The sequence below is a fragment of the Zooshikella harenae genome (genome assembly GCF_018837975.1).
Taxonomy (GTDB): Bacteria; Pseudomonadota; Gammaproteobacteria; order Pseudomonadales; family Zooshikellaceae; genus Zooshikella; species Zooshikella harenae.
In genome coordinates this window covers 19,610-43,855 of record NZ_JAGSOY010000026.1, presented here as the reverse complement: position 1 = coordinate 43,855, position 24,246 = coordinate 19,610, and the positions used below count along the sequence as shown (strand labels likewise).

Below are 24,246 nucleotides of genomic sequence, written 5' to 3'. Positions count from 1 at the left end.
CAAGGGCCATTCGTGCCCTTCTAGTTATGCTCACACTGAAATACTCTTAGTCTTGACTCTGAAGCATACTTCAGGCTCTATGCTTATGGCGTGGAGGCATTTTATGGAAACAAGTCTTAGTATTGGCACACTGGCTAAAGAATGCGGGCTGAGCGTAGAGGCTATACGGTATTACGAAAAACAGGGACTAATGCCAAAGCCTCAGCGAACGGGTTCAGGCTACCGCTTTTACAAAACCACAGACATTGACCGTTTAAGCTTTATTTTACGATTAAAGCGTTTGGGTTTTTCTCTCAAAGAAATTAGAGAACTCCTCTTGCTCAAGTCAGCACCCGAAAAAAATCACCAACAAATTCACCAGTTAGCAGAAGAAAAACTGGTAGATATCGAACACCGAATCAAAGATATGCTCCGTGTCCGCCATGACTTATTAACACTACTAAAGAGCTGCTCAAAAACACACCAGGAGTCAGTATGCCCAATACTCAACACACCTAACTCATTACCCAAGGATTTACAGTCATGACAGCATTTATAGAAAATATTATCACTCTCACCAATGCTGCATCACCCTGGCTGCTCCTTGGCCTGGTACTTGCCGGATTAATGAAAACCTGGCTACCTCAGCAGCATTTACAGCGCTGGCTTGGAAAGCCTGGTCTAACGGCTATTACACGTGCAGCTATCATTGGCGCACCCTTACCTTTGTGCTCTTGCGGTGTTGTACCTGTTGCGATGGAACTACGCCGAAAAGGAGCCTCCAAAGGCGCTACTTTATCATTTTTAGTTTCTACTCCTGAGAATGGTGTTGATTCTATTGCCTTAAGTTATGGGATGTTAGGCCCTTTTATGGCCATCATTCGTCCAGTCTACGGTATTTTTTTAGCACTATTGACAGGCATATTAGGTGAAAAACTCACTGAAAAAGAGACCCAACCAGTAACTCATTCTCCCTCTGGTGGTTGTTGTGGAGGACACAGCAAAGCTCAGACAAAAACAACCACGTGGGAGGGTATACGCTATGCAATTACTCAACTATACGATGATATGCTCGGCTGGCTGCTTATAGGCTTAGTTGTTGCGGGCTTAGTTATGACATTCTTACCGTCATCTGCTCTCAGTAACTGGGGACATGGGGTGTTTGCCATGCTCTTTATGCTAATTGCGGGCATACCTATGTACATTTGTGCTACCGCTTCAACACCTCTCGCCGCGGCACTACTGCTTGCTGGAATTTCCCCTGGAACCGTGCTTGTGTTTTTATTAGCAGGACCAGCGACCAATCTAGGTACCCTTGGAATTATTCGCAAGGAGCTAGGGCATCGTGCTTTTTTGGGATACATCATTGCAATCGGTCTCGGCTGTATTAGTTTTGGATTAATGACCGACATGATCGTTAATCAATTTCAAATAGACATCACTGCCCAAATACAGCCAGAACATGCTTTATTTCCCGTTTGGTTTAATGCTATGTGCAGTATTACTTTAGTGCTACTTGCCATCAAACCGTTAAGAAGACAGCTGTTACCTGCCTAGCGTTTGTCAACAAACATACGTTATCAGCAGTCTTCCCCCTTATGACTGAAGCTATCTCAATCAACTCATAAGATAGTTTCAGTCATCGCTAATCACCTAAGTAAAAACTGCTAACCTATATTTATATCCGTTGTTAAAGAAAGACAGATAGTGACTATTTATACCCTTCGCTATGGGTATATTATTTAGTCAGAAAGCGGAATACACAGTAAAACACAAATTTTCATGGCTTAGCTAACTTCTGTTTGATCACTATGTACACCTTTCCCAAACCTCTCATTATGACGCTTCTTATCTTCTTAGTGGCAGGCTGTACAAAAAAAGAAGAAAAATTTTGGGAGTTAGCGGTAGTGGGTAATTACACCAGTGCACTGTCACATAATGGCAAACTGGCCATGATTGGTTCAATCAACCACGGTGGTAGCCTTTGGCAATTTCCTGCCTATGAGCGCCGGTTTAATTGGAACCATCAAAAGGGCGTTTTCAGCTTTATCGTTGCTGCAGCATTTTCGGGAAATAATGAGTTAGCCGTTACCGCAGATAACTTACAATCTCTTGTTCTCTGGTCAACGGTAACAGGTGAGTCTCAAGCATTCTGGCGTGCACCAGGTGATATTTCCAGTATTGCATTATCAAATGGTGGAAATATCGCATTATTAGGTTTACTAGATAATCGCGCTATTTTATTTAATATTAAAAATGGGGGGGTTGAACGCACTTACCTTCACGCAGATAGAGTTAATGCTGTTGCAATATCAGCTGACAACATGATGGTTTTATCAGGATCTGATGACTACACCGCTAAATTATGGGACACCACAACAGGTAAACTTCTTCATAGCTGGGATATGGGGAATAAAGTTGTTTCAGTGTCTTTATCAGCAAATCATCGTTTTGCATTTATTGCTGCAGCAAATAGCATTGCCCAAGTACGAGATACTAAAACAGGTGGGTTAGTGTATGATGTTAATCCCCATGCAGAGTGGATGGGACGCGGCCCTACTCTCACCAGCGCAATATTTTCTGATAACGAACAACTTTTGTTAACAGGAACGACCAACCGTGAAATAAAACTGCATGATTTAAAACAACAAAAAGTGATTAAACACTGGCAAGTTAGTCGAAGACAAGCGTGGAAACCTACAGGTGTTGCCATTCAAGCATTAGCATTTGGTCAAGATCAGTTTTATGCTATTGGCTCTAATGGTCGGATGTATACCTTACGCTAATCTCAAAGAAATCCATTTAATTATACGGTAAATGTAAGGATTTAGTAGCGGCGATGATGACATTCACACACCGCCAACTACTAGCATGAACCTAACATCAAAAGGAGGTATCACGTTCAATTGCACGTGATTTATCACCCATTAACCTTTTTTAGGTTCTTCTTTCTTTTCAACCTTTTCAGCTTTCTTTTCAACTTTCTCAGGCTTTTTGATTTCTTTCAGCTCAACTTTAAAGATCAGCGTAGAGTTTGGGCTGATCTTATTAGGGATACCACCTGGTCCATAAGCTAGTTCAGAAGGAATATAAAGCTCCCAGACAGAACCCTGAGGCATTAGCTGTAGTGCTTCAGTCCAACCAGGAATAACTTGATTCACGCCAAATGTCGCGGGTTCACCACGCTTATATGAACTATCAAAAATATTTCCATCTAACGTACGGCCTTCATAGTGAACAACAACCGTACTATCAGCCTTTGGTTTTTTACCCTCACCTTTAGTGATTACCTTATACTGTAGTCCAGAGTCAGTCTTAATAACCCCGTCAGCCTTAGCATTTTTGTCTAAAAATGCTTTTTCTTTCGCTAAGTTTTCTTTTGCTTCTTTTTCCATACGCTTTTGAGCACGTTCATAGCTCTCACGTTGAGCTTTTTGAATGATTTTGATCATTTCTTGCTCATCTAGCGCAGTGTCTTCATCTTTCAACACATTTGCCATTGCTGCAGACATGACATTTAAGTCCAGGTCATCATATTTAAAGTCTGCTTTCAGCCGCTGTGAAAACATAACACCCAGACTATAGCTGAGCTTCTGCTTATCGTTGGTTAATTTAACAGGTTCTGCAAATACCTGTGAAGCTGTTGCCAACACCAAACCGGCTGTTAATACTTTTAATTTCATGATCTTCTCATATAAGTTGGTTGAATTATGTCCTTAGCACTACGCACCCAAAAGGATACTGCAGTTTTGAGCCCCCTAGCCTTAGAAAGTTCGCCTATGGCTGTTTGAGCCGATAAGTGCAACCTTCCACTCCTATTGCCAGGCAACCAATTTAAGGGTTGACCGCATCATACCCCATCAGCCAAAAAGAAGGTATAGAGCGTTAATGAGTTGTCCACTTAATGCACAGTTATTAGGTCATGCAGGTTAATACACGTTAAAAGTGAAAAGTAATTCCTTAGTATTTTAGTTCCATAAATATCAACAATTATAAAGCAGCATAAAGCCCACAAAACTCAATAGTCACTTTATGTTTAGGTTCAAAGTGTATTAACGGTATTGCTTGCTCATGCGACTCTCTGATTTTTATTGAAGAGGAAATATAGGGTGATAATATTGGCATATCTTCATCTAACAACTGATTAACCATCTCCTGTGGCAATTTTGCACGAGGCTGAAACTGATTAACCACAATACCTTCAATGCTTAGTTCAGAATTATGATCAACACGCGTTTCATTGATATTAGCAATTAAGTCATAGAGCGCTCGACGAGAAAAATCGTCACAATCAAAGGGTACCAAGCAATTATCTGCAGCGATCAAAGCTGATAAACTATAAAAATTAAACGCGGGTGGCGTATCAATATAGACTTCATCAAATAAGTGTTCAACACGGTCAAGTGCTTCACGCAACTTATATATCTTATGGCGAGTTTCCAGTTTATGCTGTAACTCATTCAATTGCGGTGATGAGGGCAATAATGAAAGTTCTGCATATTGGGTTGTAGCAATATAAGTGCGAAGATTGGCTCCTGTTAAACGAAATGTCAGACTTTCCTGAAAGAAATCAGCTATAGTAGGAAGAGATGTACTATAGTTTTTCCCAAGCAGATAAAGAGAGGAGTTTCGTTGTCCATCAAGGTCAATAAGTAGCGTTCGCTTACCCTGGCTGGCAGCGATAGCAGCGAGATTGCAAGCTATTGTGGACTTTCCAACACCTCCTTTCTGATTAAAAACTACTCGACGTTTCATAATTTAGCCCCTTTGCATGAATGGATAATATTACATCAATTTGCCATTAATATTTTTCCCCTTGATGAATACTTCAATCAGTTACGGCACCGTGGAAAAATTACACTGATTCACATTTTGTCTTATTAAGAGTTTTCCTGGAAATATTGCAACTATTACTTAAAGTATAATGCTATTAGCATCAATATTATGCACAAAATATTTGCAAGTGTTTCCTATTTTTGCCACCATAAGGTAAATATTTTTAATTTTTCATCCTTAAGATATGGATAATTATTTTTCTCTTCGTATAATTCTTTTAAATTGATCTCTACTTCTACTGTTAGATGAGGAATTAAAATGGCAGCCAAGAAAAAAGCAACGGCTCGACGAGCTGTAGCTGTTTCCGTTTCAGATATAAAACAGCAAATTCAAAAACTCGAGCAGCAATTAGCTCAAGCTCAAGAGAAAGAGCTAACTCAACTTGAGAAGCAAATAACTTCACTTCAAACCAAAGTGGAAAAAGCAAAACTTAAACAGGAGAAAGTAAAACTTCGACAAACAACACTTTCAGCAAAACTTAAACTCAAAAAAACTGCCGCTACAGTGCGCCAGTTAGAGAAAGTAAATGTTGACTTAGCTGTCGCTAAAGAAGAAGTTTCGCTACTCAGAGACGAACTAAGTACTGCTAAAGAAGGCCTTAAAGAGCTTAAAGAAGATATCAAGTACGCCACTAAGCGTGATAAAGTACTTGCAAAATTCGAAGCAGAAATTGCCAAAACTCAAGCAGTCAAAGAACTAAAAGCGGCAAAAACTACAGCCAAAAAACCAGGCAAACGCGGTCGTCCTGCAAAAGCTAAAACTGCGACAACAACTGCGAAAAAGCGTGGTCCAGGTCGTCCACCTAAAGCGACAACCACTAAAGCAAAAGCAGCTGCACCGAAGAAACGTGGCCCAGGTCGTCCTCCGAAAAAAGCCACAACTGCCGCAGCTACTACAGCCGCAGCACCTAAACGCCGTGGTCGTCCACCTAAAAAAGCAACGACTGCTGCAGCGACAACAGCAGCACCTAAAGCAGCCGCTCCTAAGAAGCGTGGTCGTCCACCTAAAAAAGCAACGACTGCTGCAGCGACAACAGCAGCCCCTAAAGCAGCTGCTCCTAAGAAGCGTGGTCGTCCACCTAAAAAGGCAACGACTGCTACAGCGACAAAAGCCAAAACAACCACAGGTCGTCGTGGCCGTCCGCCCAAAAAAGCTACAAAAGCTAAAGCAGCGCCTGTAGAAGCGACAACACAAGACTTATTGACAGAAGCTTCTGTCACCGACACAACGGTTGAATCTACTAGTCAGCAAGAATTGTTACCTGTAGAGACAACTGCTCCAGATACTGTATCTGAAGCGCCAGTGGCTACACCTGAAGTGTCTGATGATAAAGACTCTGATGCACCAAGAAGCATCTTTGATCCTGCAACAGACATGTAATAGAGGTTTTCTAAAGAAGGGCCTAAGTCCTTCTTTAATTTAAACTTTCATTGCATCCTCATACTCAATGGAGTTAATGCGCTAACATAAGCCATTGCTCCAATTGTTTTTTTAACTTCCTATTAATTGAGGTTAACTCAGTATAATGGTTGATGTAACAATCGGTATTAAGTCTAACTAACTGTTTGTCATCAGCAGTATTCAGGTAAAAATCTGCACTACAATATAACCAATACATATAGCGATTTTCTGCCCATAGTTCTAAATGCTTTATCTGCTGTCTAAATTTATAGCCTTGGGTAATTGCGCGTTTTTCTACAGGTTCTTTCAAACGCTGTCTCAAGTATCTTATTGGCTCTATTACTTGCTTATTCCAACCTTTAATGTATTGATAGACAGGGTTATTCTCAGGAAGGGGGAGTACTTTATTTTTTTGGGATAACCAAACACAAAACAGCAGCCAGCAACAATCTAGCCCATGATCATCTTGGAGTACCAGCAAAATTTCCTCTTTTTCTGGTGTATAGTAGGCCACTGCAAACGACCAAAATGAATTGTTAATCAGTGCGTCAGACATATAAACGTACACCGCTCGTATAAATACGCTCAAAATAAGCTATTACCGATATAATTCCCTTAGTCATCAGTGGAATGTCTTTGATTGTCATTAACTGCCTATAATTCTTTTTGATGACAGGTATACTGGACAATATACTCAATCATCACATAGCTAAGTTTTTATGATTCGATTACATGACATCAGTTTACAACGTGGAAGTAAAATACTACTAACGAATTCAAGTACGACCATTCATGATGGCCAAAAAGTCGCTATTACAGGTGCCAATGGTTGTGGAAAATCGTCATTATTCGCTGTTTTTAATCAGCAATTAACCATAGATAGCGGTGAATTTACAATCACACCCAATCTGCGTATCGCTCACATGGCACAAGAAGTAACAGCGCTTGAGAAAGCAGCCATAGAGTATGTGATTGATGGAGACCAGCACCTACGCTCAATCCAACATCAACTGGTCGTAGCAGAAGAACAACACAATAATAATCTTATTGCTCACTTACACAGCGAACTTGAAAAAATTGATGGTTACACGACACATCATCGTGCGGCACAGTTACTTCATGGCTTAGGCTTCAGCACTGAGCAAGAACAATTACCTGTTACTCATTTCTCAGGGGGCTGGCGAATACGTCTCAACCTGGCCCAAGCCCTCATGAAGCCTTCTGATTTATTGTTACTGGATGAACCAACCAACCACCTTGATCTTGACGCTATTCTTTGGCTTGAACAGTGGCTAAAAAGCTATCGGGGTACACTGATTATAATTTCCCATGATCGTGACTTTCTAGATAATGTGGTAAATCAAATTATTCATATTGAACATCAAAGGCTCAACACATACCGAGGTAACTACAGCCAATTTGAAGTATTACGTAGCGAGCAACTTGCACACCAACAATCAATGTTAGAAAAACAGCAAGCTCAGCGAGCTCATATAGAAAGCTTTATCGCACGCTTTCGAGCCAAAGCCTCAAAGGCCAAGCAAGTTCAGAGCCGAATTAAAGCTTTAGAACGCCTTGAAAATATAGCGCCAGCTCACGTTGATTCACCCTTTACTTTTACCTTTCCATCTTCAGAAAAAATATCAGATCCCCTGCTACAGCTTCAAGACTGCACCTTAGGGTACTCAGACCATACTATTCTGCAAGATGTAAAGCTTAATATTCACCCAGGTGACGCCATTGGACTACTAGGACCAAACGGTGCAGGAAAATCAACATTACTCAAAAACCTGGCAGGAATCCTAAGTGCACCTAAAGGTGAAAGAATTTGTGGCGAACATTTAAAAATTGGTTATTTTGCGCAACACCAATTAGAGTATTTAGATAATAATGCCAGCCCAGCACTGCACCTACAACGATTGTCGCCCGATGCATCAGAGCAAAGCATACGAAATTTTTTGGGCTCCTTTGACTTTCGTGGTGATTTAGCCTTTGACCCAATTACCCACTTCTCTGGTGGAGAGAAAGCCCGTTTGGCTTTAGCGATTATTGCCTGGCAAAAACCTAATTTATTACTACTTGATGAGCCGACTAACCATCTAGATTTGGAAATGCGCCAGGCCTTAACCATTGCATTACAAGCATTTACTGGCGCGTTAGTGGTTGTTTCTCATGATCGACATTTATTACGTAATTGTGTTGATCAACTGCTACTCGTTGCAAATAATCAAGTTAAAGAGTATGAAGGCGATCTGGATGATTATGCTCAATGGTTAAATCAAGATAAGCAGCCCTCCCCTGATAAAACCTCAGTAAATCAAACCGCGCAAGCCTCTCAGTCCAAAAAAGACCAACGGCGCAAAAAAGCCGAAATTCGCCAACAGCTACGTCCTCTGACGTCAAAAATCAAACAACAAGAATTAGCGCTAGAGCAGCTATTAATTAAGCTGGACACAATAGCAAACCAATTAAATGACAATGAAATCTACAGTGATGATAAAAAGGAACAGTTAAAACAACTACTGACTGAACAACACACAATAAAAAAACAGCAGGAAGAAACCGAAGAACAGTTACTGATAAACATGGCAGAGCTTGAGACGCTAGAAGAAGCCCTCAACGACGCAGGCTAATTGAAATAAACACGAAAATCTAGGAGGGAATGATATACCCCTTCACTGTGGGTATAGTAGTGTTAGTATGATGTTTTACAAATGATTTTGGGAGGAAAACCATCCCTGGTCAGTGGTGTATATAATTAATACCTCATTAACAACTCAAATTGACATTATTCCTTGACTATCATTATGAATAGTTGGTTTAGCGGCGGATTGTGTTAATACCGATAGCATATGATCCGCCATTTTTTGCAACTGCCACTCAGGTTGGCGGGTACTCCCCATAATGCGTAGTCCCCATGACCCTGTCATCAAGAATTTCGCCAACTCATCTGCTGGTTGATGCTCGGCTACCTCACCACATGTTTGAGATTGCTTAATTTTATCTGCAAAACGGCCTTCCATATCATTAAAATAATCCATCACACGTTGATGTATTTCATTATCGTGTGGAGCTACTTCCAACATTGTATTAATCAGAAAGCATCCTTTACTTTCTTCATCTTCAACAATCTTAAGTATTAACTGCGAAAAATAATACCGAATTGTATTTAATGGTGACTGGTCAGCAGCAAGACAGCGTTGTAATTCAGAAATACAGCGATCTGCATACCGATCTAGCGTTGCGATAAATAAACCTCGCTTGCTTTTAAAAGCTGCATATAAACTACCTGGTTTTAGCTTCGTTGCTTCCACTAAGTTAGCAACAGACGTGGCACTGTACCCTGTATTCCAGAATAACTGCAAAGCCTGCTCTAACACTTCATTGCGGTCAAATTCGATGGGTCTGCCCATTTCTCCCCCTTCTCTTCATCAAAGGATCACATTAAACAAAATGTATTAGCGAATTCTCGCTATAAAGGACCAACGTATGCTCCAAACAAGCAGCTACGTCCTTGATAGCAATGGAGGGACACATGTTGATTTGCCACATCACACAACAACTGACGATACGCTGAGGAATGATAACGACGTTGAATCATATTACTGATTCACGATTAATCCCCATCAACCACACAGCTATTGATGAAATTTCGTTTACTAGACACAATTTTTTTCTGGCAAAAATTTTTTCTACATCAATAAGGTAATTATGTTTACCCTCTCAGTAGTCATGCAGTAAAGTCACTAAGCTGCATACTTAATACCGACATAGTCATCTTTTGCCCATACCACCTGTCCAGTAATTGTTTTCCATTTTTGGTTGAGATGAATTAACTGCCCCATACGTAATGGTTGTTTGCAGCTAACACCAGCACCACCTGTGCTTTGATTGACAATTAAGCATTGCGTTTTTTCCTGCCCCACATCCAATTCAGCAGGCTCATAGCAAGAAATACGGGGAGACTGGCGACGTTCATGAGATAAATACTCTAAGTCCCCCACATCAAGTGCTTTTAGCAAATTATCTGGACGATAGTTTTCATTTATTCGCATCACTTCTGCAACACTTGGGTGTACAGATTCGTTAACGGCTGGCAAAAAATCATTAGTTACTCGCTGGCGCTCACCAATAGCACGTCCTCCTCGACGAGGACTAATGGCGTCAATCATTTTATAGGGAAATGAATAGTTATTTGGAATAATAATCTGCTCAATATCACTTTCTTGTTCTATTTGAAGTGTATTCGCTAGAATTTGAGCAACATATTCAGCATTAAATTGTAAACCACAATCCCCTGCTTCCCCCATCATCCATAATAAAGTTTGGTCTGATAAATAAGTTTGTGCATAACCACCACCGATACTAGAGTGCACTCCAGAAAACCACACTTGCTGGATATCTTGATACTGTGCAAGTTCGGCGCTGGTGTTTACCCATAAATCCGGTGTAAATGCTCCTCGACGCTCATCAATTGCCAATGCTTGTCGAGCTGTTTGAATATAGTGACCTAACTTTACATCAAAAAAACCTACCCAACGTTGTGATAGTTTTTGTAAAAGTGGTGTTGGTGCCCCCATAGCGCCTACGCTATCCCATACGCCTAGAAAACGAATACAAAAATTATCCGTGCTTTTTTCTTTCAGTGATAAATAAAACTCATGCTCTGGTGATAAATAGCGTTTCTCAGGTGACATTCGGTAATAACGATAAGCACGAGGTAATAAATCAAGGTCTTTAGGCGAAATGAGGCCAACAAGCCCCATAAAACCACATAATGCTCTAACCGTATAAGCACCCCGGCTAAAACCAAAGCAATATATCTCATCCCCCAACTGATAGTTATTTGCTAAAAAACGATAAGCCTGCAAAATATTGGCTGAAATGCCATAGCCTGTCGCTCCCCCCAAATATTTTTCCAATATGCCTTCTGTGCCAATACCAGGATCGTAATATGAAATTTGTGGTGTTTGGAGACAAAAGTCTGGTCCAGAGTATGCGATGGGTTGTACAGCTCGCATCAACTTAACAACGTTCGTGGTACAAATTCGTTTAGTTCTCTCATCAACTTGATCAGGACTATTCCATGTACCATCGCAAAAAATTATCAAACGCTTTTTCATGAATTTGCCCTTAACAGGAAATGATGAAGACCCTGTTCATACGGTAAAATCATCAATCCTTATTACAATGAAAGCAAAATAAACAACTGTTCCAAGATACAGCCATCACTGCATTAATCTGTCTTATTTATTACATATAGTTTAAGGATTATTCTTTTGCTGCTTTTTAATAAAAATTTACACTTCGTTCAATTTAAACCTGGCAGGATATTAAGATGCAAAACAAACGCCAAGAAGTAGAACAATAGATTATTGAATGAGCATTTTTTAATTGCTTTATTTATAACGTTTCCCACTTATCAAACCATTATTTGACTTTGTCAGAATTGCCCATAGCACAATCTATATGGTCTAACTTTAAAATAAATAATAAATACAGGGCAAAGGTCCATGCAAAATAAGGGATTTACTATCATAGAAGTAATGATGGGATTAGCTATTGCCGCTATTTTAACAACCATTGCCTACCCAAGCTTTATATCACTGATTGTTGAAAACCAACTTGCCGCAGGTTCAAACAGCTTTGTTGGCAGTATTGCTATTGCACGCAGTGAAGCCATAAAACGAGGCCAAGCTGTCCGGTTGGAAGCATTAGATGACTCAGATAATAGTAATGAATGGGGACCTGGCTGGCGAATTGTTGTAGTAGCCGATAGTGAGTTAGTTCGAGAATACGAAGCCTTAGATAACAACGCTACGCTCAACAGTGTAGGGAATAATGGCAGTTATACATTTAACTCCAGAGGTTTTATAACAACTACCAGTGACACACTAAATTTATGCCATAGCTCTGGGAATGGTAGTCGCCAAATTCAACTATTACGTTCAGGGAGTACAAGTTTATTAAAAGGAGCTGGATGCACACCATGAATATATTAATTAAGTCGACCCCACAACGTGGCGTAGGGATGATTGAGTTATTAGTTGCTGTCTTTATTTTATCCATTGGTTTGCTGGGAATGGCGGGATTACAAGCTGTCAGTTTAAAAAATAATAATGATTCATTAAATCGCAGTTACGCAACGTTTTTAAGCTCCAGTATCATCGATCGCATAAGAGCTAACCCTACAGGTAGCTATGCTACCGACTTTAGTGATGCGCCACCAGTAACAGCAGATAGTTGTGAAGGTAGTTCAAGTAATTGTAACAATGCTCAACTAGCTCAATATGACTTAGCGACCTGGAAATGTTCCTTAGGTGGACATAACGACGACAGTAACTGTACTGGAGAACCTGCAGGCTTATTAAACAGTGGTCAAGGCAATATCACTGTTAGTGGCACTGAATATACCATCACTATCCGTTGGACTGAACGTCTCGACGCAGAAGGTTCTCCTGTAATTACTAGCTTTGTAACGAGGACACAATTATGAAAAAACAGCAAGGCTTTACTGTCATTGAGCTAATGATCGCCATGCTGTTAGGGTTATTTTTAATGGGCGGCATTATCAGTATTTTTAACAGTAATCAACAAACATTTCGTATGCTAAATGGACTTTCAACCCTTCAAGATAATGCACGTTTTGCGTTTGATACCATTTCAGAAGATGTTCGTATGGCAGGCTATATGGGCTGTCTTTCCAGCATCAATGATGTCAATTATTTAAATACTCTTAATCCTTCAACTTCTGGTTATATCTTTGACTTAAGTACGGGGCTGACAGGCTATGAAGCATCAGGCTCAACCTGGAAGCCAACCCCAGAAAGCTACGTAACAGATTTAAACCCACAGACAGGATCCGATATTCTTGTTATTCGGCGTGTTGAAGATAATGGCGCCAGCCTCACTCAAGCGATGCCCTTTCCTTCTGCTGACTTAAAGTCAGAAGCCACAACCCCTATAGCAGATGGAGAAGTCATTTTAGTGAGTGACTGCAGTAAGGCAACGATTTTTCAAGTTACCAATATCACCACGATTGTAGATGATACCGAATATAATGTTGTGCATAACTCAGGCACATCTGAATCACCAGGCAATGCACAACAAGAATTAACGAATGATGGATCAACATACGATGAAGATGCCTCTGTCTATAAATTCAGAACAGCTGTTTACTATATTGCCCCCTCTGCATTTCCCAATAATCAGGGCAATACCGTGCTCTCTCTCTGGCGAAGAGAAAGTCTGGATGCGCCTGAAGAACTAATTCGCGGTGTGGAAAACCTATCTATCTTATATGGAGAAGATCTGGATAATTCAGGTGTACCCAACCGTTATGTTGCAGCAAGCAAAGTGGGGGATATGAATCGTGTTGTCGCGGTAAATATCAGCTTAAGTGTTAATACTGTTGATGAGGTCAGTCAAGACAACAATCTTATTGCCCGGACATTTAATACCACCATTAAAATTAGAAATCGTGGAGTCTAATACGCCATGGACACACTTAAAAAGGCTTTTCATACTCCCTTAAAAAAACGTCATCAAACTATAATGCAACCACAATATAACCTAAATAAAAAAAGTATTTCTCACACGCACAAAGCTTATAGCAAACAGCAAGGCATTGTTTTAGTCATCAGTCTGGTCATTTTATTACTGCTTTCCATTGTTGGCATTAATGCCATGATGACCACTTCATTAGATGAAAAAATGAGTGCTAATTTAAAAGACCATAATACTGCATTTCAAGCTGCTGAAGCGGCTTTAAGAGAAGGCGAGGAAACAGTTGATGCATTGGTAACGCTAAGTGTCTTTAATAATGACGGTGATGAAGGTATGTATTCTCTAGCGGCTGCTAAAGACTCACCCTGGAAAACCATTGATTGGAGTACATCTACCAAACTTCGCGCACTTTCCACCACAATTGCCGGGTTAGCTGATCAACCTAAATACATTATTGAACACTTTACCTCTGTGACTTCCGAAGAAGAAGAACTCAATTTAATGAATGTTGGTGAATCTACCGGTTCAGGCGCAACTGAAGTATTCCGAATCACTGCACATGGTGTTGGTACCTCAGCAGGATCACAAGTCATTCTGCAAACCACTTTTGCTAAACGGATCTAAAAACGCTCTTGGTTATAGGCAGGGTCGCAATGAGTAGCAAACACACTTTGAAGATGAAATGGTTAAGTCTATGTATAGCTTCTGTCGTATCAAACCATGCGTCAGCAGGTGTACTTGATATTGCAGAGCATGCATTGGAAATTTCAATTGGCGCAGAACCCAATATTGTCATTTTATTAGATGACTCTGGCAGTATGGACTGGGAGGTAATGACCACCGACCAAACCAATGGAGGTCTATTCACGGGCCAGCAGCGTGATGGTACTAATACTGGGGTGGGTCCTGTCAAGCACCGCGATGCCAATGATGATGGCACTGCTGATTGTAACTTTAACAGTGATACTTTTTTTGGATATACCTATGCGGTGGAATTCGGCTCCAATACCTATACTGATAGCTCAAACGACTGTAATACCGCTGACGACCAGTCCTGGCGTTTTAGAAACAGCGATTTTAATGCCCTGTATTTCGATCCTACCCGTGAATACAAACCCTGGCCAGGTGTAGATAGTAGTGGCACCCCTTTCACGAACATTGATATAACCAATGCCCCCGATAATCCTTATAACCCAGCAGAGCGAATAGATTTAACACAGCACAATTCTAACTGGGCGGGAGGCACTGACCGTGATACCTCTGACCGTAATGGGGACAGTCAACCTGATGGGTTTCGTTATTACACTTGGACAGACAGCAATAGTAATGGACTTTTTGATAATGGTGAACAAACCGAGTTCTATATAAAAGATGCTGACGCAGCGACCAAGCAAAACTTTGCCAATTGGTTTAGTTATTACCGCTCCAGAGACTTAGTTGCTAAAGGGGCATTAGGCTTTGTCATTAATGAGCTGAGCAATGCTCGAGTGGGTTTTGCCACCATTAATAACGACAGTAATAGTATTGAAGTAGCTTCTATGAATGCATCTTCAAGTTCTGGAAATAAAAAAGCACTGTTGGATAAAATTTATGGCTCCCCTGTCCCCGCTCTAGGTACACCTATTCGCCAAAACCTAGAGCTCGTAGGTAAATATTTTGAATGTTTAAGTGGCAATATTTTTGATGCAGATGGTTCTTTTACATGTCCCCTACAAGCGGCACCTATAGGTACTTGTCAACAAAACTATGCATTATTAATGACTGATGGATTTTATAATGGTGGCTCGCCATCGGTTGGCAATGCCGATGCAAATACGACTAACGCATTTGATGGTGGCGCTTTTGCTGACACAGCATCAAACACCCTCGCGGATGTTGCCATGCATTATTATAAGCGTGACCTTTCTACAACCCTAGATAACAATGTACCCGCCACCAAGAATGATGCTGATCGCTCTACTGTAGCTGAAGGTGATAATATGCACCAACGGATGAACCTTTATACAGTAGGGTTTGGTGTAACAGGGTCTGTTACCAGCATGCCATCAGACTTTACAACACCATTTGCCTGGCCTGCTACAGATACCAATGAAGGCATAGTTGATGATTTGCTGCATGCAGCTTACAACGGTCGCGGAGAATACTTTAGTGCAGGTAACCCAGAAAAACTCGCCACAGGTTTAAGCGAAGTTTTCAAAAAGATTCAAGCAGAATCAGGCGCAGCCAGTGCAGTCGCTTTTAACACGCAAAACATAGAGTCAAATACACTTTTATTTAGAGCATTTTATAATCCACGCTTTGATAATGGTGATGTGGTTGCACAAAAAATTAATACTGATGGAACAATCAGTGATCTTATTACCTGGTCTGCAGCATCAAAACTCGATGAAAAAATTGCGGTAGATGAGCGTGTCATCATTACTTATGATAAAGCCAATGCAACAGGTGTTGCCTTTAATTATGACAGTGGCCTAACCACTGCCCAGAAAACAGCTCTAGAATCTCCTGCTCCAACTTCTTTACCCAGTGGTTATGGTGATGGCGATAGTGTGATTGGTGATGAAAGAGTCAGTTACATACGTGGAAGTCAAGCACTTGAAGGTGGAGACTTCGATACTGGTCAATTCCGGGAGCGGCTTTCATCATCAGGACGACTTGGCGATATCATTCATTCAACACCAACCTTTGTAGGCCCCCCTAGTTTTATCCGCCGAGACTCTGATCCGTATCCAACAACGACGGGTAATTTATATTCTGAATTTGCTGAAGGTAAAACCACACGCACTGAGATGGTTTATGTAGGTGCTAATGACGGTATGCTCCACGGCCTGAATGCAAATACCGGCGAAGAAGTTTTTGCCTACATTCCAGATATTCTATTTGATAAATTAGGTGAATTAACCAACCCTAATTATGTTCATCAAATGTACGTTGATGAAAAGGTCAGTGTTAATGACACTTATACTGCTGTCACCGATGGAGGAACACCAGCCTGGGCATCTGTACTGGTCGGTGCGCTGGGCGCAGGTGGTAAAGGTTACTTTGCCTTAAATATTACCGACCCAAGTAACTTCGGCACAGAAACATCTGCTGTAAGTCAAGTGATGTGGGAATTTACCAATGCAGATGACAGTGACCTCGGCTTATCATTCAGCCGCCCCATCATCGCTATGACCAATACGGAATATGGCAGTGGAGAAAAACGCTGGGCAGCTATTTTTGGGAACGGCTATAACAGTACCAGTACAGAGGGTGACGCGGCACTCTATGTTGTCTTTCTCGATGGCGGGTTGGATGGCGTATGGACTGCTGGAACAGACTATATCAAGATATCCACAGGCAAAGGTAAAGTAGAAAGTAGTGATGGTACTACATCCAATGGTTTAGGCATTCCTCGTGCCATTGATCTCGATTCCAATGGAACGGTTGATTACATCTATGTGGGTGATATTCAGGGCAATCTTTACCGTTTTGACTTAACATCAACAGCAACAACAGATTGGAGCGATAGCGCGAGTCAACAGATTCTTTTTACGGCAACCTACAGTGACAGCACCATTCAACCCTTAATCGGTCAACCCATCGCTGTTCGTAATCCTAATGGCACAGGTTTAATTGTGATTGTAGGGACAGGTAGCTGGTTTCTAAATTCTGATGTTTCTTCTACAACAATACAAAGCCTTTATGGTATTTGGGATACCCTTGACTCTAGCTCCACCTACCCTGTTCCTCGTAGTGACTTAGTAGAGCAAACATTTACCAATATTGCAGGCACGGTCGAAGGGACAGTAGTTCGCACGCTCACAGATAATCTCGTGACTTATAAGGAAACCGGAAAACGCGTCATGGGCTGGTATATTGACTTTGATGTGTTAACCGCAGGCAGCACTACAGATATCGAATTTCCTGGAGAACGTCCAGTTCGTCAATTACTGATCAGAGATGGAATATTATTTACCAACACAGTTATTCCAAGCACTAATTTATATTGCACCTCGGGACCTGGTGGCTTTCAGATAGCCATAAGTCCAGTCAGTGGTGGCGTCGGACGCCTCACGCCTATTTTTGATATTAATAGTGATGGTTCATTTGACTCAGAAGATAATGTGCCAGTTACCGACACCGTGGTATCAGGTACACGGTTTGAAGGTGCGACACCATCAGACTCTTCCTTCATTGGTGATTTCTTAGTAACTCAATTAAGCGATAAATCCATAGAAATCATTAAAACGGATACCAGCGACTCTGCCACCGGTCGTTTATCGTGGCGACAAATCTTTCTAGAGTAAAGGTGATTGATATGCCAAGGATTCTAAAATACCGAAACTATTTTTTTTCAAGCCTGTTTTTTTTAATAAGCTATATAGCCCTATGTAGTGTATCAGCATGGAGTGAAGAACCTGCGTCAACGCAGCCTGCTGTTGACTTACCAAACTATTATCCTGCTGAATTTCAATATAGAGCCGTTGTTGACCAGTATCTTCCTAAAAAAGGAAAACTTGTCCTAAATGCTCAGCATTTTCCCATTTGGCAAAATGCTAAACTACATTTACTCGCTCAAGAATATGCAACCCTTCATGCATTAAAACCCGGCATGACCATTGGCTACAGTATGAAAAGCATTAACAGTCAAATGATGATTAATGAACTCTGGGAGCTACCCAAAGAAATGGCTCCCCCTCCTCACTAGCTTTTTGACTGGTTGGACTGCGTAATTTAATAAAGGAAAGCATGTATGAATAAAAAAAATGGTTTCTCACTGATAGAACTTCTTATTGTTATTGCCATTATTGGCATTATTGCAGCCATAGCTTACCCTTCCTATCAGAGCCATGTTATAAAAACTCGTCGTGCAGATGCCCAAGCAGCGTTACTGCAAATGTCTCAGGCGATGGAGCGAGCTTATACAGAGGCATCACCTAATACCTATCCGACAGCATTAGGAACTGGAACAAGTAAGTTAAACTTTCCTTCTGAAGCCCCCTTAGATGGTGATACTAAGTATTACAATTTAAAAATTGCTACAGCCAGTGGGTCTAGTTATGCTTTAACCGCAAAACCTAAAAAGGTCCAAGAAAAAGATGGAACATTACGATATGAATCAACTGGCCGAAAATGCCGCTTCCCTACCAAAAAAGATACTGATGATGACTGCTCTAAACCTGGAGCTGTAAGCTGGGATGCACGTTAAGTAATTAATAAATCAAAGCTAAGTGCTAAGTTGTTATATCAACTGCTTTATACATTGCTTAACCTGATGTAAATAATGCCCACCAAATAAATTATAATGATTCAATAAATGATAAAGATTATAAATGGGACGTCGCAATACATAATCTTCTGACAAAGGGAAAGTTTGATTATAACCAGTATAAAAATCTTGTGGGAAACCACCGAATAACTCAGTCATGGCAATATCTGTTTCTCTGTCTCCATAATAACAAGCAGGATCGTAGAAAAAAGGCTCACCCTTTGCCGTAAAGCCTGCATTACCACTCCAAAGATCACCATGTAATAATACAGCTTCTGGTTGATGGTCCACTAACAACTGTTTAATAGCATCGATTATTTCTTCACTGAGAGCTGCTCCCTGTTGATTAGCCATTTCCAATTGAACACCAATTCTTTGCTCAGCAAAAAAATCAGACCAGTTTGTTTGCCAATGATTTACCTGCAAAGTGTGTCCAATAAAGTTATTTTGTGACCAACCAAAATGTGCCCTGTTTGTTGTTTTATGCAGCTGTGCAAGCTGACATCCAAACTCACTCCACTTACCAATACCAGGGGCAACATACTCTAATAATAAATAGTTACAGCCACTCTCATGATCTGTGGCTATAACTGCAGGCACTTTCAAGCAGTCAGCTTCTTTTAATACTTGTAAATTCAGTGCTTCTGCTAAAAAATTAGTATTTTCATCATCATGATTTATTTTTACAAAAAAGCTTACATCTCCTTGTCGTAAAGCAAAGGCCTGATTAATATCACCACCTACTAATGTCTCAATATATTCTATATCAAAGGCACAGCCCAAATAATTAGAAATATGTTCATTCAATATAGTTTGCAACTTTGGAGATATGATCATGATGTACTTAAACGATCTGTAAAAGTTTAAACAAAATTACTTTATTACTGTTTTATTTACAAAGCCTATACTAAAAATGATAATACATCATTAATAATAAGTAATTACGAGCAAAAACTATCAAACTAAAAGAAAAGTGAAGTATCTTAATGAAATAGTTATTAATTTACTAAAAGTACAATAACAACCACCCAATCCTATGCAGCTTATCCCTGTAAAACAAACACATTCAGTAAACTGGCTTATAACACCGGATGGTCAGCCTCGTGGTTATATCGCCCCCCATACCTTACAAGAACTTTGGTTTCATACAGGTACAGCCTGTAATCTTCGTTGCCCCTTTTGTTTAGAGGGATCTAAACCCGGTGATAATCGCTTAGAGCTAATGAAACTTGAGGACATCCAACCCTGGATACATGAAGCGTTGTGCTTAGGTGTTCAACAATTTTCATTTACGGGAGGAGAACCCTTTATTGCAAAAGATATGGTAAAAATTTTAGAGTACGCCAGCCAGTATCGTCCTTGTTTGGTATTAACGAATGGTACAGCACCTCTTCTACAACGTTTACCACAGCTTAAGCCATTAATTTCATCTCCTTATTCTATTCGCTTTCGTATTAGTATCGACTATCCAGACGCTGTTCAACATGATAAAGACCGAGGAGCAGGCTCTTTTTTAATGGCACTTAAGGCGCTTTATGAACTCCATCAAATAGGGTTTCCAGTCTCTGTTGCTCGTCAACAGCCAAGAGAAGAGAATTCAGAGGATGTGACAAATCAGTATCGAATGTTACTGGATAACATTGGCCTACCACATTCAACCCCTATCATTCCCTTTCCTGACTTTGCGCCTCCATTTACTCACAGCAAAACACCTCAAATTACCGAATACTGCATGCGAACATATCACTCCCCCACTAGCCGACAACAATTTATGTGTGCATTCAGTAAAATGGTGGTTAAGATACGAGGGAGGTTACGGGTATATGCCTGCACCTTAGTTGATGATGATCCTGATTATGATTTAGGTGCTAACTTGCATGAAAGTATGCATCAGCAAATTCGTCTTGGGCATCATCGCTGTTATAGCTGCTTTGCCTTTGGCGCCTCCTGTAGTGAAGGCACATAAAGCTATGTCTTTACTCCTTAATTAATGAAAGAGGCTTTAATTTCAAAATTGTGTCAGCCACACAAGTAAGTGCCCGTTCCAACAGCACAAAGCTCATGCTGATCGTTATAAAACTCTGAGCGCGTTACTGCGACTTTATTACCTGAGCGCAATAAGGTAGCAACCACATAAAAGGCATTACCTCGACCTGGGCGCAAGTAGTCTACCCGTAAATCAATGGTGCTAATTTTAGATAAACGCTTAATGCGTTCTTCTAAGCTCAAATGCTCTAATTTACGGAAAGCCCCCACCAAAGCCATAGCCCCTCCAGTAACATCCAGCATTGCCGAAATAACGCCACCATGCAATATCCCCATAAAGTAATTGCCTATAAGCTCTTCTTTCATTGGCAAGTGCATTTCAACGCAATTAGCTTCGACGCGAGTAATCTTCATCCCTAAAAATTTATTGAATGGAACCTTGTCAAAAAATGACATCACTGCAGCTTTTATTTCAGGTAAAAACTCTTCAACATCTTTTGTACTATGTTTCACTGCTTCCCACCCTTGAAAGCGTTAAAAGTAGTAGACGTGGATATCTACTTAGATTAAGGGCATATCGGTATCTTAAATACGACACACCCTAAAAATGATTCGTGAAGGGTATACCACGCTACACTCAATAATATACCCATAGCGTTGATTATATGATAATACCCGCTAACATAACGCCAAAACAGCATGCACCAGCTTTTCTATCCCTACTGATGCTTCATTTATTCGCTGTGCCAGCATGTAAGCTGGCGTTGTGACTAGTTTATGCTGCTCATCAATGACAACATCATCTACATTACAAGGCACATGCTGTGCTCCCATTGCATTAATAGCTTCAGCTGTTGCCGTATCGTGACCAATCGTACACTTTACTTTGTCACCATAAATTTTGGCCGCTATTACTGGAGCAATGCAGATCAAACCAATAGGTTTTGCAGCTTTAGCAAACCTTTGACAGACTTCAAGTACTTCAGGCTGAAGTTGCATAGCCTGTCCCTCAGTTGCAAATGAACATAAGTTCTTTGCAGCACCAAACCCTCCAGGAAAAATTAAAGCATCAAAGTCTCCCTCTCTAAGCTCTGACAAGGCTTTTATCTCACCTCGAGCAATTCGGGCAGCTTCAACCAGCACCTGTCTTGTTTCACCCTCAACCACGTCCCCAGATAAATGGTTAATCACATGTCGTTGAGGCATATCAGGAGCAAAACACTGATAATGAACATTAGCTTTATCAAGGTGTAACAAGGTTAATACCGACTCATAAATTTCAGCCCCATCAAAAACACCACATCCAGACAAAATAACCGCAATACGCTTCATTTTCTCTCCTTGTTTTGCTGTTGGAAGTATCTTAAGCCGAAGTATCAATTAAACAACCACCATACAACAGCTAGTTTTTAGTCAAAATAGCTTTTGCGCCCACAAAATTAGAAAAACCTAATAAAATACGCTTTATGAATTTTGTTAACTAGATCGAATTTCTCAACGTACATTCAACCTGAAATATACAATCATCCAATTCAATGCATGTAAAAATTTTTTTATTACAATATTATGCCTAGTTTACCTGTACAAGCACCCTATGCACTAGATGCGTCATAAACCATAACGATATCGCACTAAAGTGCTCAAACCATTGTGCTATGTAAGTTTACCAAAAAAAATATAATTTTATTCAAAAAATAAAGCAAAATTAATTAATATTACCTTCACAAGAACCTAACCATTCTCATTTAAAAAAATCGATGACGTCGTACAAAAACAGTCATTTCCGACTTTATTTAAAGTAAATTTCATCACTTACAGATCTTCTCAGTATGAATTTTTGACTTCACGCAAATAAAATAAAATAAAATGAATTAGTTGTTTTATTGTCATCTTTTTTTCATGTTAGAATCGATCCTGCAGAAGAGAGGTTAACTACTTATTACTCATTACTTGTTTGGTTTTTACCAAACAACGTATTCCCTCAGTGAGAATATATAACCATAGTGAAGGGTAAAAAATTCATCACAAAGGGTTTACGTAGTAAGACCCTATAACAGGTTTTAAAATAAACTCAATTAAAAAGGATAATGGTTGAGTACAAATAGAGCATGTTATAGGTAACGTGGAACGTTAGAAATAAGCAGTAAATGATACCCAAAGTAACGTAAACAAAGCAGTACCTCCTGTTACTTTGTCATTAACAATGGCAAAGTAACAGACTTTAAACGCTAACGATAATAAATCAGTTGCTCTGGGTTCAAGTATTAGGTGCAAACATTATAAAAAAACCTACATGTTAAGAAAGCATACATCCCCTGTGCGACAGTCAGCCAAGGGATAAGCCAATGGCATATGCGTTCTTGTAGTCACACATGCCAAGAGTAGTAGTTATGCAAAAAATTATACTTCCTACAACGTTAGTGATGGCTTCACTCATTACACTTTCTGCTCATGCAGAAATGACTTATAGCTTTGGCAATGTCAGTGTCAACTACCTTGAGTGGGATGCTGATACTGAAGTCAAAACAGGCAGAACAAAAGAAGACTTCTCCTACCTTGAAATAGAAGGCGGTGCCGGCTTCAACTGGGGTGAGGTTTATGGCTTTTATGACTTCGAGGAGTGGGATAAAGACTCAGATAAATACCGCTTCTTTGGTAAAGGCAATGTGCGTTACTTCCTCGGTGATCAGGGCTGGCATTTATTTGGTCAGGTTTCTGATTTCAGAACAAAAGGTTTCGATGAAACCAATACATTTTTAGGTATTGGCAAAAGCTTTAATTTTTCCAATGGCTTATGGCTAAAAGCCCATGCAGCTATCCATCATACTTTCCAAGGTGATGAGTTTGGCTCATTTAATGGTCATAATGGTTATCAGCTAGGTGTTGTTTGGGGTAAAGACTTCTCTGCACTAGGTCAAAACTTTACCGTAGCACAATGGCACGAGTACGACTTTATGCGGGAAGATGACTATATGGGTAGTCATGATGGTTCACCCAATACCTCTGGTTATAATGGCGCAATTTCTGGTTGGTGGCATGTCAATAATCATTTTGATGTCGGTGTTCAATACCGCTATGCAGATGATTACTTAGGATCTCCTACTTATCAAAACGGTACAATACTATCATTGAAGTATAATTTCTAAAAAACCAAATCTCCCTCGTCTAGTTAGTGACAAGTAAGGACGCTGACTACTAACTCATTACAATAATAATGATGCGTTTCTCCTTATTAAAAGCCAATTTCAAATTGGCTTTTTTGTTGGCTCTATATTTTTCCCTAAAAA

The 24,246-nt window shown here is 40.3% G+C and carries 22 protein-coding genes; 14 read left to right on the top strand and 8 right to left on the bottom strand.

Going from position 1 to position 24,246, the window contains the following annotated elements; translation table 11 throughout:
- Positions 1-103 precede the first annotated feature (103 nt).
- The 3 genes from KCG35_RS12495 to KCG35_RS12485 all read left to right on the top strand — a co-directional run bounded on the left by KCG35_RS12495 (position 104) and on the right by KCG35_RS12485 (position 2,765).
- Complete coding sequence (locus KCG35_RS12495) at positions 104-526, top strand: heavy metal-responsive transcriptional regulator (RefSeq protein ID WP_215820033.1); 423 nt, start codon at positions 104-106, stop codon at positions 524-526.
- A complete protein-coding gene (locus tag KCG35_RS12490) occupies positions 523-1,536 on the top strand; it encodes an SO_0444 family Cu/Zn efflux transporter (protein ID WP_215820032.1) in 1,014 nt (337 codons plus the stop codon). The genes KCG35_RS12495 and KCG35_RS12490 overlap by 4 nt, the downstream gene beginning before the upstream one ends.
- A 281-nt stretch (positions 1,537-1,817) precedes the next feature.
- Positions 1,818-2,765, top strand: coding sequence for a WD40 repeat domain-containing protein (locus KCG35_RS12485; protein ID WP_215820031.1), 948 nt, complete (start codon positions 1,818-1,820; stop codon positions 2,763-2,765).
- Between the two features lie 141 nt (positions 2,766-2,906).
- Here the strand turns inward: KCG35_RS12485 and bamJ are convergent, their stop codons facing one another.
- Positions 2,907-3,662 (bottom strand): BamJ family beta-barrel-assembly machinery protein, encoded by a 756-nt coding sequence (bamJ, locus tag KCG35_RS12480; RefSeq protein ID WP_215820030.1) that lies wholly within the window; start codon positions 3,660-3,662, stop codon positions 2,907-2,909.
- A gap of 307 nt (positions 3,663-3,969) precedes the next feature.
- The gene (locus tag KCG35_RS12475; protein WP_215820029.1) at positions 3,970-4,734 is read right to left on the bottom strand and encodes a ParA family protein; all 765 of its coding nucleotides are present in this window, start codon (positions 4,732-4,734) and stop codon (positions 3,970-3,972) included.
- A 339-nt stretch (positions 4,735-5,073) separates the two neighbouring features.
- On the opposite strand from KCG35_RS12475, the gene KCG35_RS12470 reads away from it, so the two are divergent.
- Positions 5,074-6,195, top strand: a complete 1,122-nt coding sequence (locus KCG35_RS12470) for a coiled-coil domain-containing protein (protein WP_215820028.1) — start codon at positions 5,074-5,076, stop codon at positions 6,193-6,195.
- A gap of 73 nt (positions 6,196-6,268) precedes the next feature.
- Here KCG35_RS12470 and KCG35_RS12465 read toward each other — a convergent pair whose 3' ends face one another.
- Complete coding sequence (locus tag KCG35_RS12465; RefSeq protein WP_215820027.1) at positions 6,269-6,772, bottom strand: TIGR02444 family protein; 504 nt, start codon at positions 6,770-6,772, stop codon at positions 6,269-6,271.
- 163 nt (positions 6,773-6,935) lie between these two features.
- On the opposite strand from KCG35_RS12465, the gene KCG35_RS12460 reads away from it, so the two are divergent.
- The gene (locus tag KCG35_RS12460) at positions 6,936-8,849 is read left to right on the top strand and encodes an ATP-binding cassette domain-containing protein (RefSeq protein ID WP_215820026.1); all 1,914 of its coding nucleotides are present in this window, start codon (positions 6,936-6,938) and stop codon (positions 8,847-8,849) included.
- Between the two features lie 144 nt (positions 8,850-8,993).
- On the opposite strand, the gene KCG35_RS12455 is transcribed toward KCG35_RS12460, so the two are convergent.
- Both KCG35_RS12455 and KCG35_RS12450 read right to left on the bottom strand, forming a co-directional pair.
- The gene (locus tag KCG35_RS12455) at positions 8,994-9,629 is read right to left on the bottom strand and encodes a TetR/AcrR family transcriptional regulator (protein ID WP_215820025.1); all 636 of its coding nucleotides are present in this window, start codon (positions 9,627-9,629) and stop codon (positions 8,994-8,996) included.
- A gap of 333 nt (positions 9,630-9,962) precedes the next feature.
- Positions 9,963-11,339 carry a phospholipase effector Tle1 domain-containing protein gene (locus tag KCG35_RS12450; RefSeq protein WP_215820024.1) on the bottom strand — a complete coding sequence of 459 codons (1,377 nt, stop codon included), beginning with the start codon at positions 11,337-11,339 and terminating at the stop codon, positions 9,963-9,965.
- A 390-nt stretch (positions 11,340-11,729) separates the two neighbouring features.
- Between KCG35_RS12450 and KCG35_RS12445 the strand changes: the two genes are divergently transcribed.
- From KCG35_RS12445 to KCG35_RS12415, 7 genes are read left to right on the top strand one after another with little or no spacing between them, the layout of a single operon-like run.
- Complete coding sequence (locus KCG35_RS12445) at positions 11,730-12,209, top strand: GspH/FimT family pseudopilin (protein WP_215820053.1); 480 nt, start codon at positions 11,730-11,732, stop codon at positions 12,207-12,209.
- Positions 12,206-12,712 carry a type IV pilus modification protein PilV gene (gene pilV, locus KCG35_RS12440; RefSeq protein WP_215820023.1) on the top strand — a complete coding sequence of 169 codons (507 nt, stop codon included), beginning with the start codon at positions 12,206-12,208 and terminating at the stop codon, positions 12,710-12,712. The genes KCG35_RS12445 and pilV overlap by 4 nt, the downstream gene beginning before the upstream one ends.
- The gene (locus KCG35_RS12435; protein ID WP_215820052.1) at positions 12,709-13,707 is read left to right on the top strand and encodes a PilW family protein; all 999 of its coding nucleotides are present in this window, start codon (positions 12,709-12,711) and stop codon (positions 13,705-13,707) included. Before pilV ends, KCG35_RS12435 begins: the two co-directional genes overlap by 4 nt.
- Positions 13,708-13,713: 6 nt before the next feature.
- Positions 13,714-14,346 carry a pilus assembly PilX family protein gene (locus KCG35_RS12430; protein ID WP_215820022.1) on the top strand — a complete coding sequence of 211 codons (633 nt, stop codon included), beginning with the start codon at positions 13,714-13,716 and terminating at the stop codon, positions 14,344-14,346.
- 29 nt (positions 14,347-14,375) lie between these two features.
- Complete coding sequence (locus KCG35_RS12425; RefSeq protein ID WP_215820021.1) at positions 14,376-18,011, top strand: pilus assembly protein; 3,636 nt, start codon at positions 14,376-14,378, stop codon at positions 18,009-18,011.
- An 11-nt stretch (positions 18,012-18,022) separates the two neighbouring features.
- A complete protein-coding gene (locus KCG35_RS12420) occupies positions 18,023-18,412 on the top strand; it encodes a hypothetical protein (RefSeq protein WP_215820020.1) in 390 nt (129 codons plus the stop codon).
- A 45-nt stretch (positions 18,413-18,457) separates the two neighbouring features.
- Positions 18,458-18,913 carry a type IV pilin protein gene (locus KCG35_RS12415; RefSeq protein WP_215820019.1) on the top strand — a complete coding sequence of 152 codons (456 nt, stop codon included), beginning with the start codon at positions 18,458-18,460 and terminating at the stop codon, positions 18,911-18,913.
- Positions 18,914-18,946: 33 nt separating this feature from the next.
- On the opposite strand, the gene KCG35_RS12410 is transcribed toward KCG35_RS12415, so the two are convergent.
- On the bottom strand, positions 18,947-19,810 hold the full coding sequence (locus KCG35_RS12410; RefSeq protein WP_215820018.1) for a fructosamine kinase family protein: 864 nt from the start codon (positions 19,808-19,810) through the stop codon (positions 18,947-18,949).
- A gap of 199 nt (positions 19,811-20,009) precedes the next feature.
- Here KCG35_RS12410 and KCG35_RS12405 point away from each other — a divergent pair, with 199 nt between their 5' ends.
- Positions 20,010-20,939, top strand: coding sequence for a radical SAM protein (locus KCG35_RS12405; protein WP_215820017.1), 930 nt, complete (start codon positions 20,010-20,012; stop codon positions 20,937-20,939).
- 53 nt (positions 20,940-20,992) lie between these two features.
- Here KCG35_RS12405 and KCG35_RS12400 read toward each other — a convergent pair whose 3' ends face one another.
- Positions 20,993-21,472: a thioesterase family protein gene (locus KCG35_RS12400; protein WP_309227368.1), complete on the bottom strand. Its 480-nt coding sequence runs from the start codon at positions 21,470-21,472 to the stop codon at positions 20,993-20,995.
- A 165-nt stretch (positions 21,473-21,637) separates the two neighbouring features.
- Complete coding sequence (gene elbB, locus KCG35_RS12395) at positions 21,638-22,291, bottom strand: isoprenoid biosynthesis glyoxalase ElbB (RefSeq protein ID WP_215820016.1); 654 nt, start codon at positions 22,289-22,291, stop codon at positions 21,638-21,640.
- A gap of 1,058 nt (positions 22,292-23,349) precedes the next feature.
- On the opposite strand from elbB, the gene KCG35_RS12390 reads away from it, so the two are divergent.
- The gene (locus tag KCG35_RS12390; protein WP_230409169.1) at positions 23,350-24,105 is read left to right on the top strand and encodes an outer membrane protein OmpK; all 756 of its coding nucleotides are present in this window, start codon (positions 23,350-23,352) and stop codon (positions 24,103-24,105) included.
- Positions 24,106-24,246: the final 141 nt, after the last annotated feature.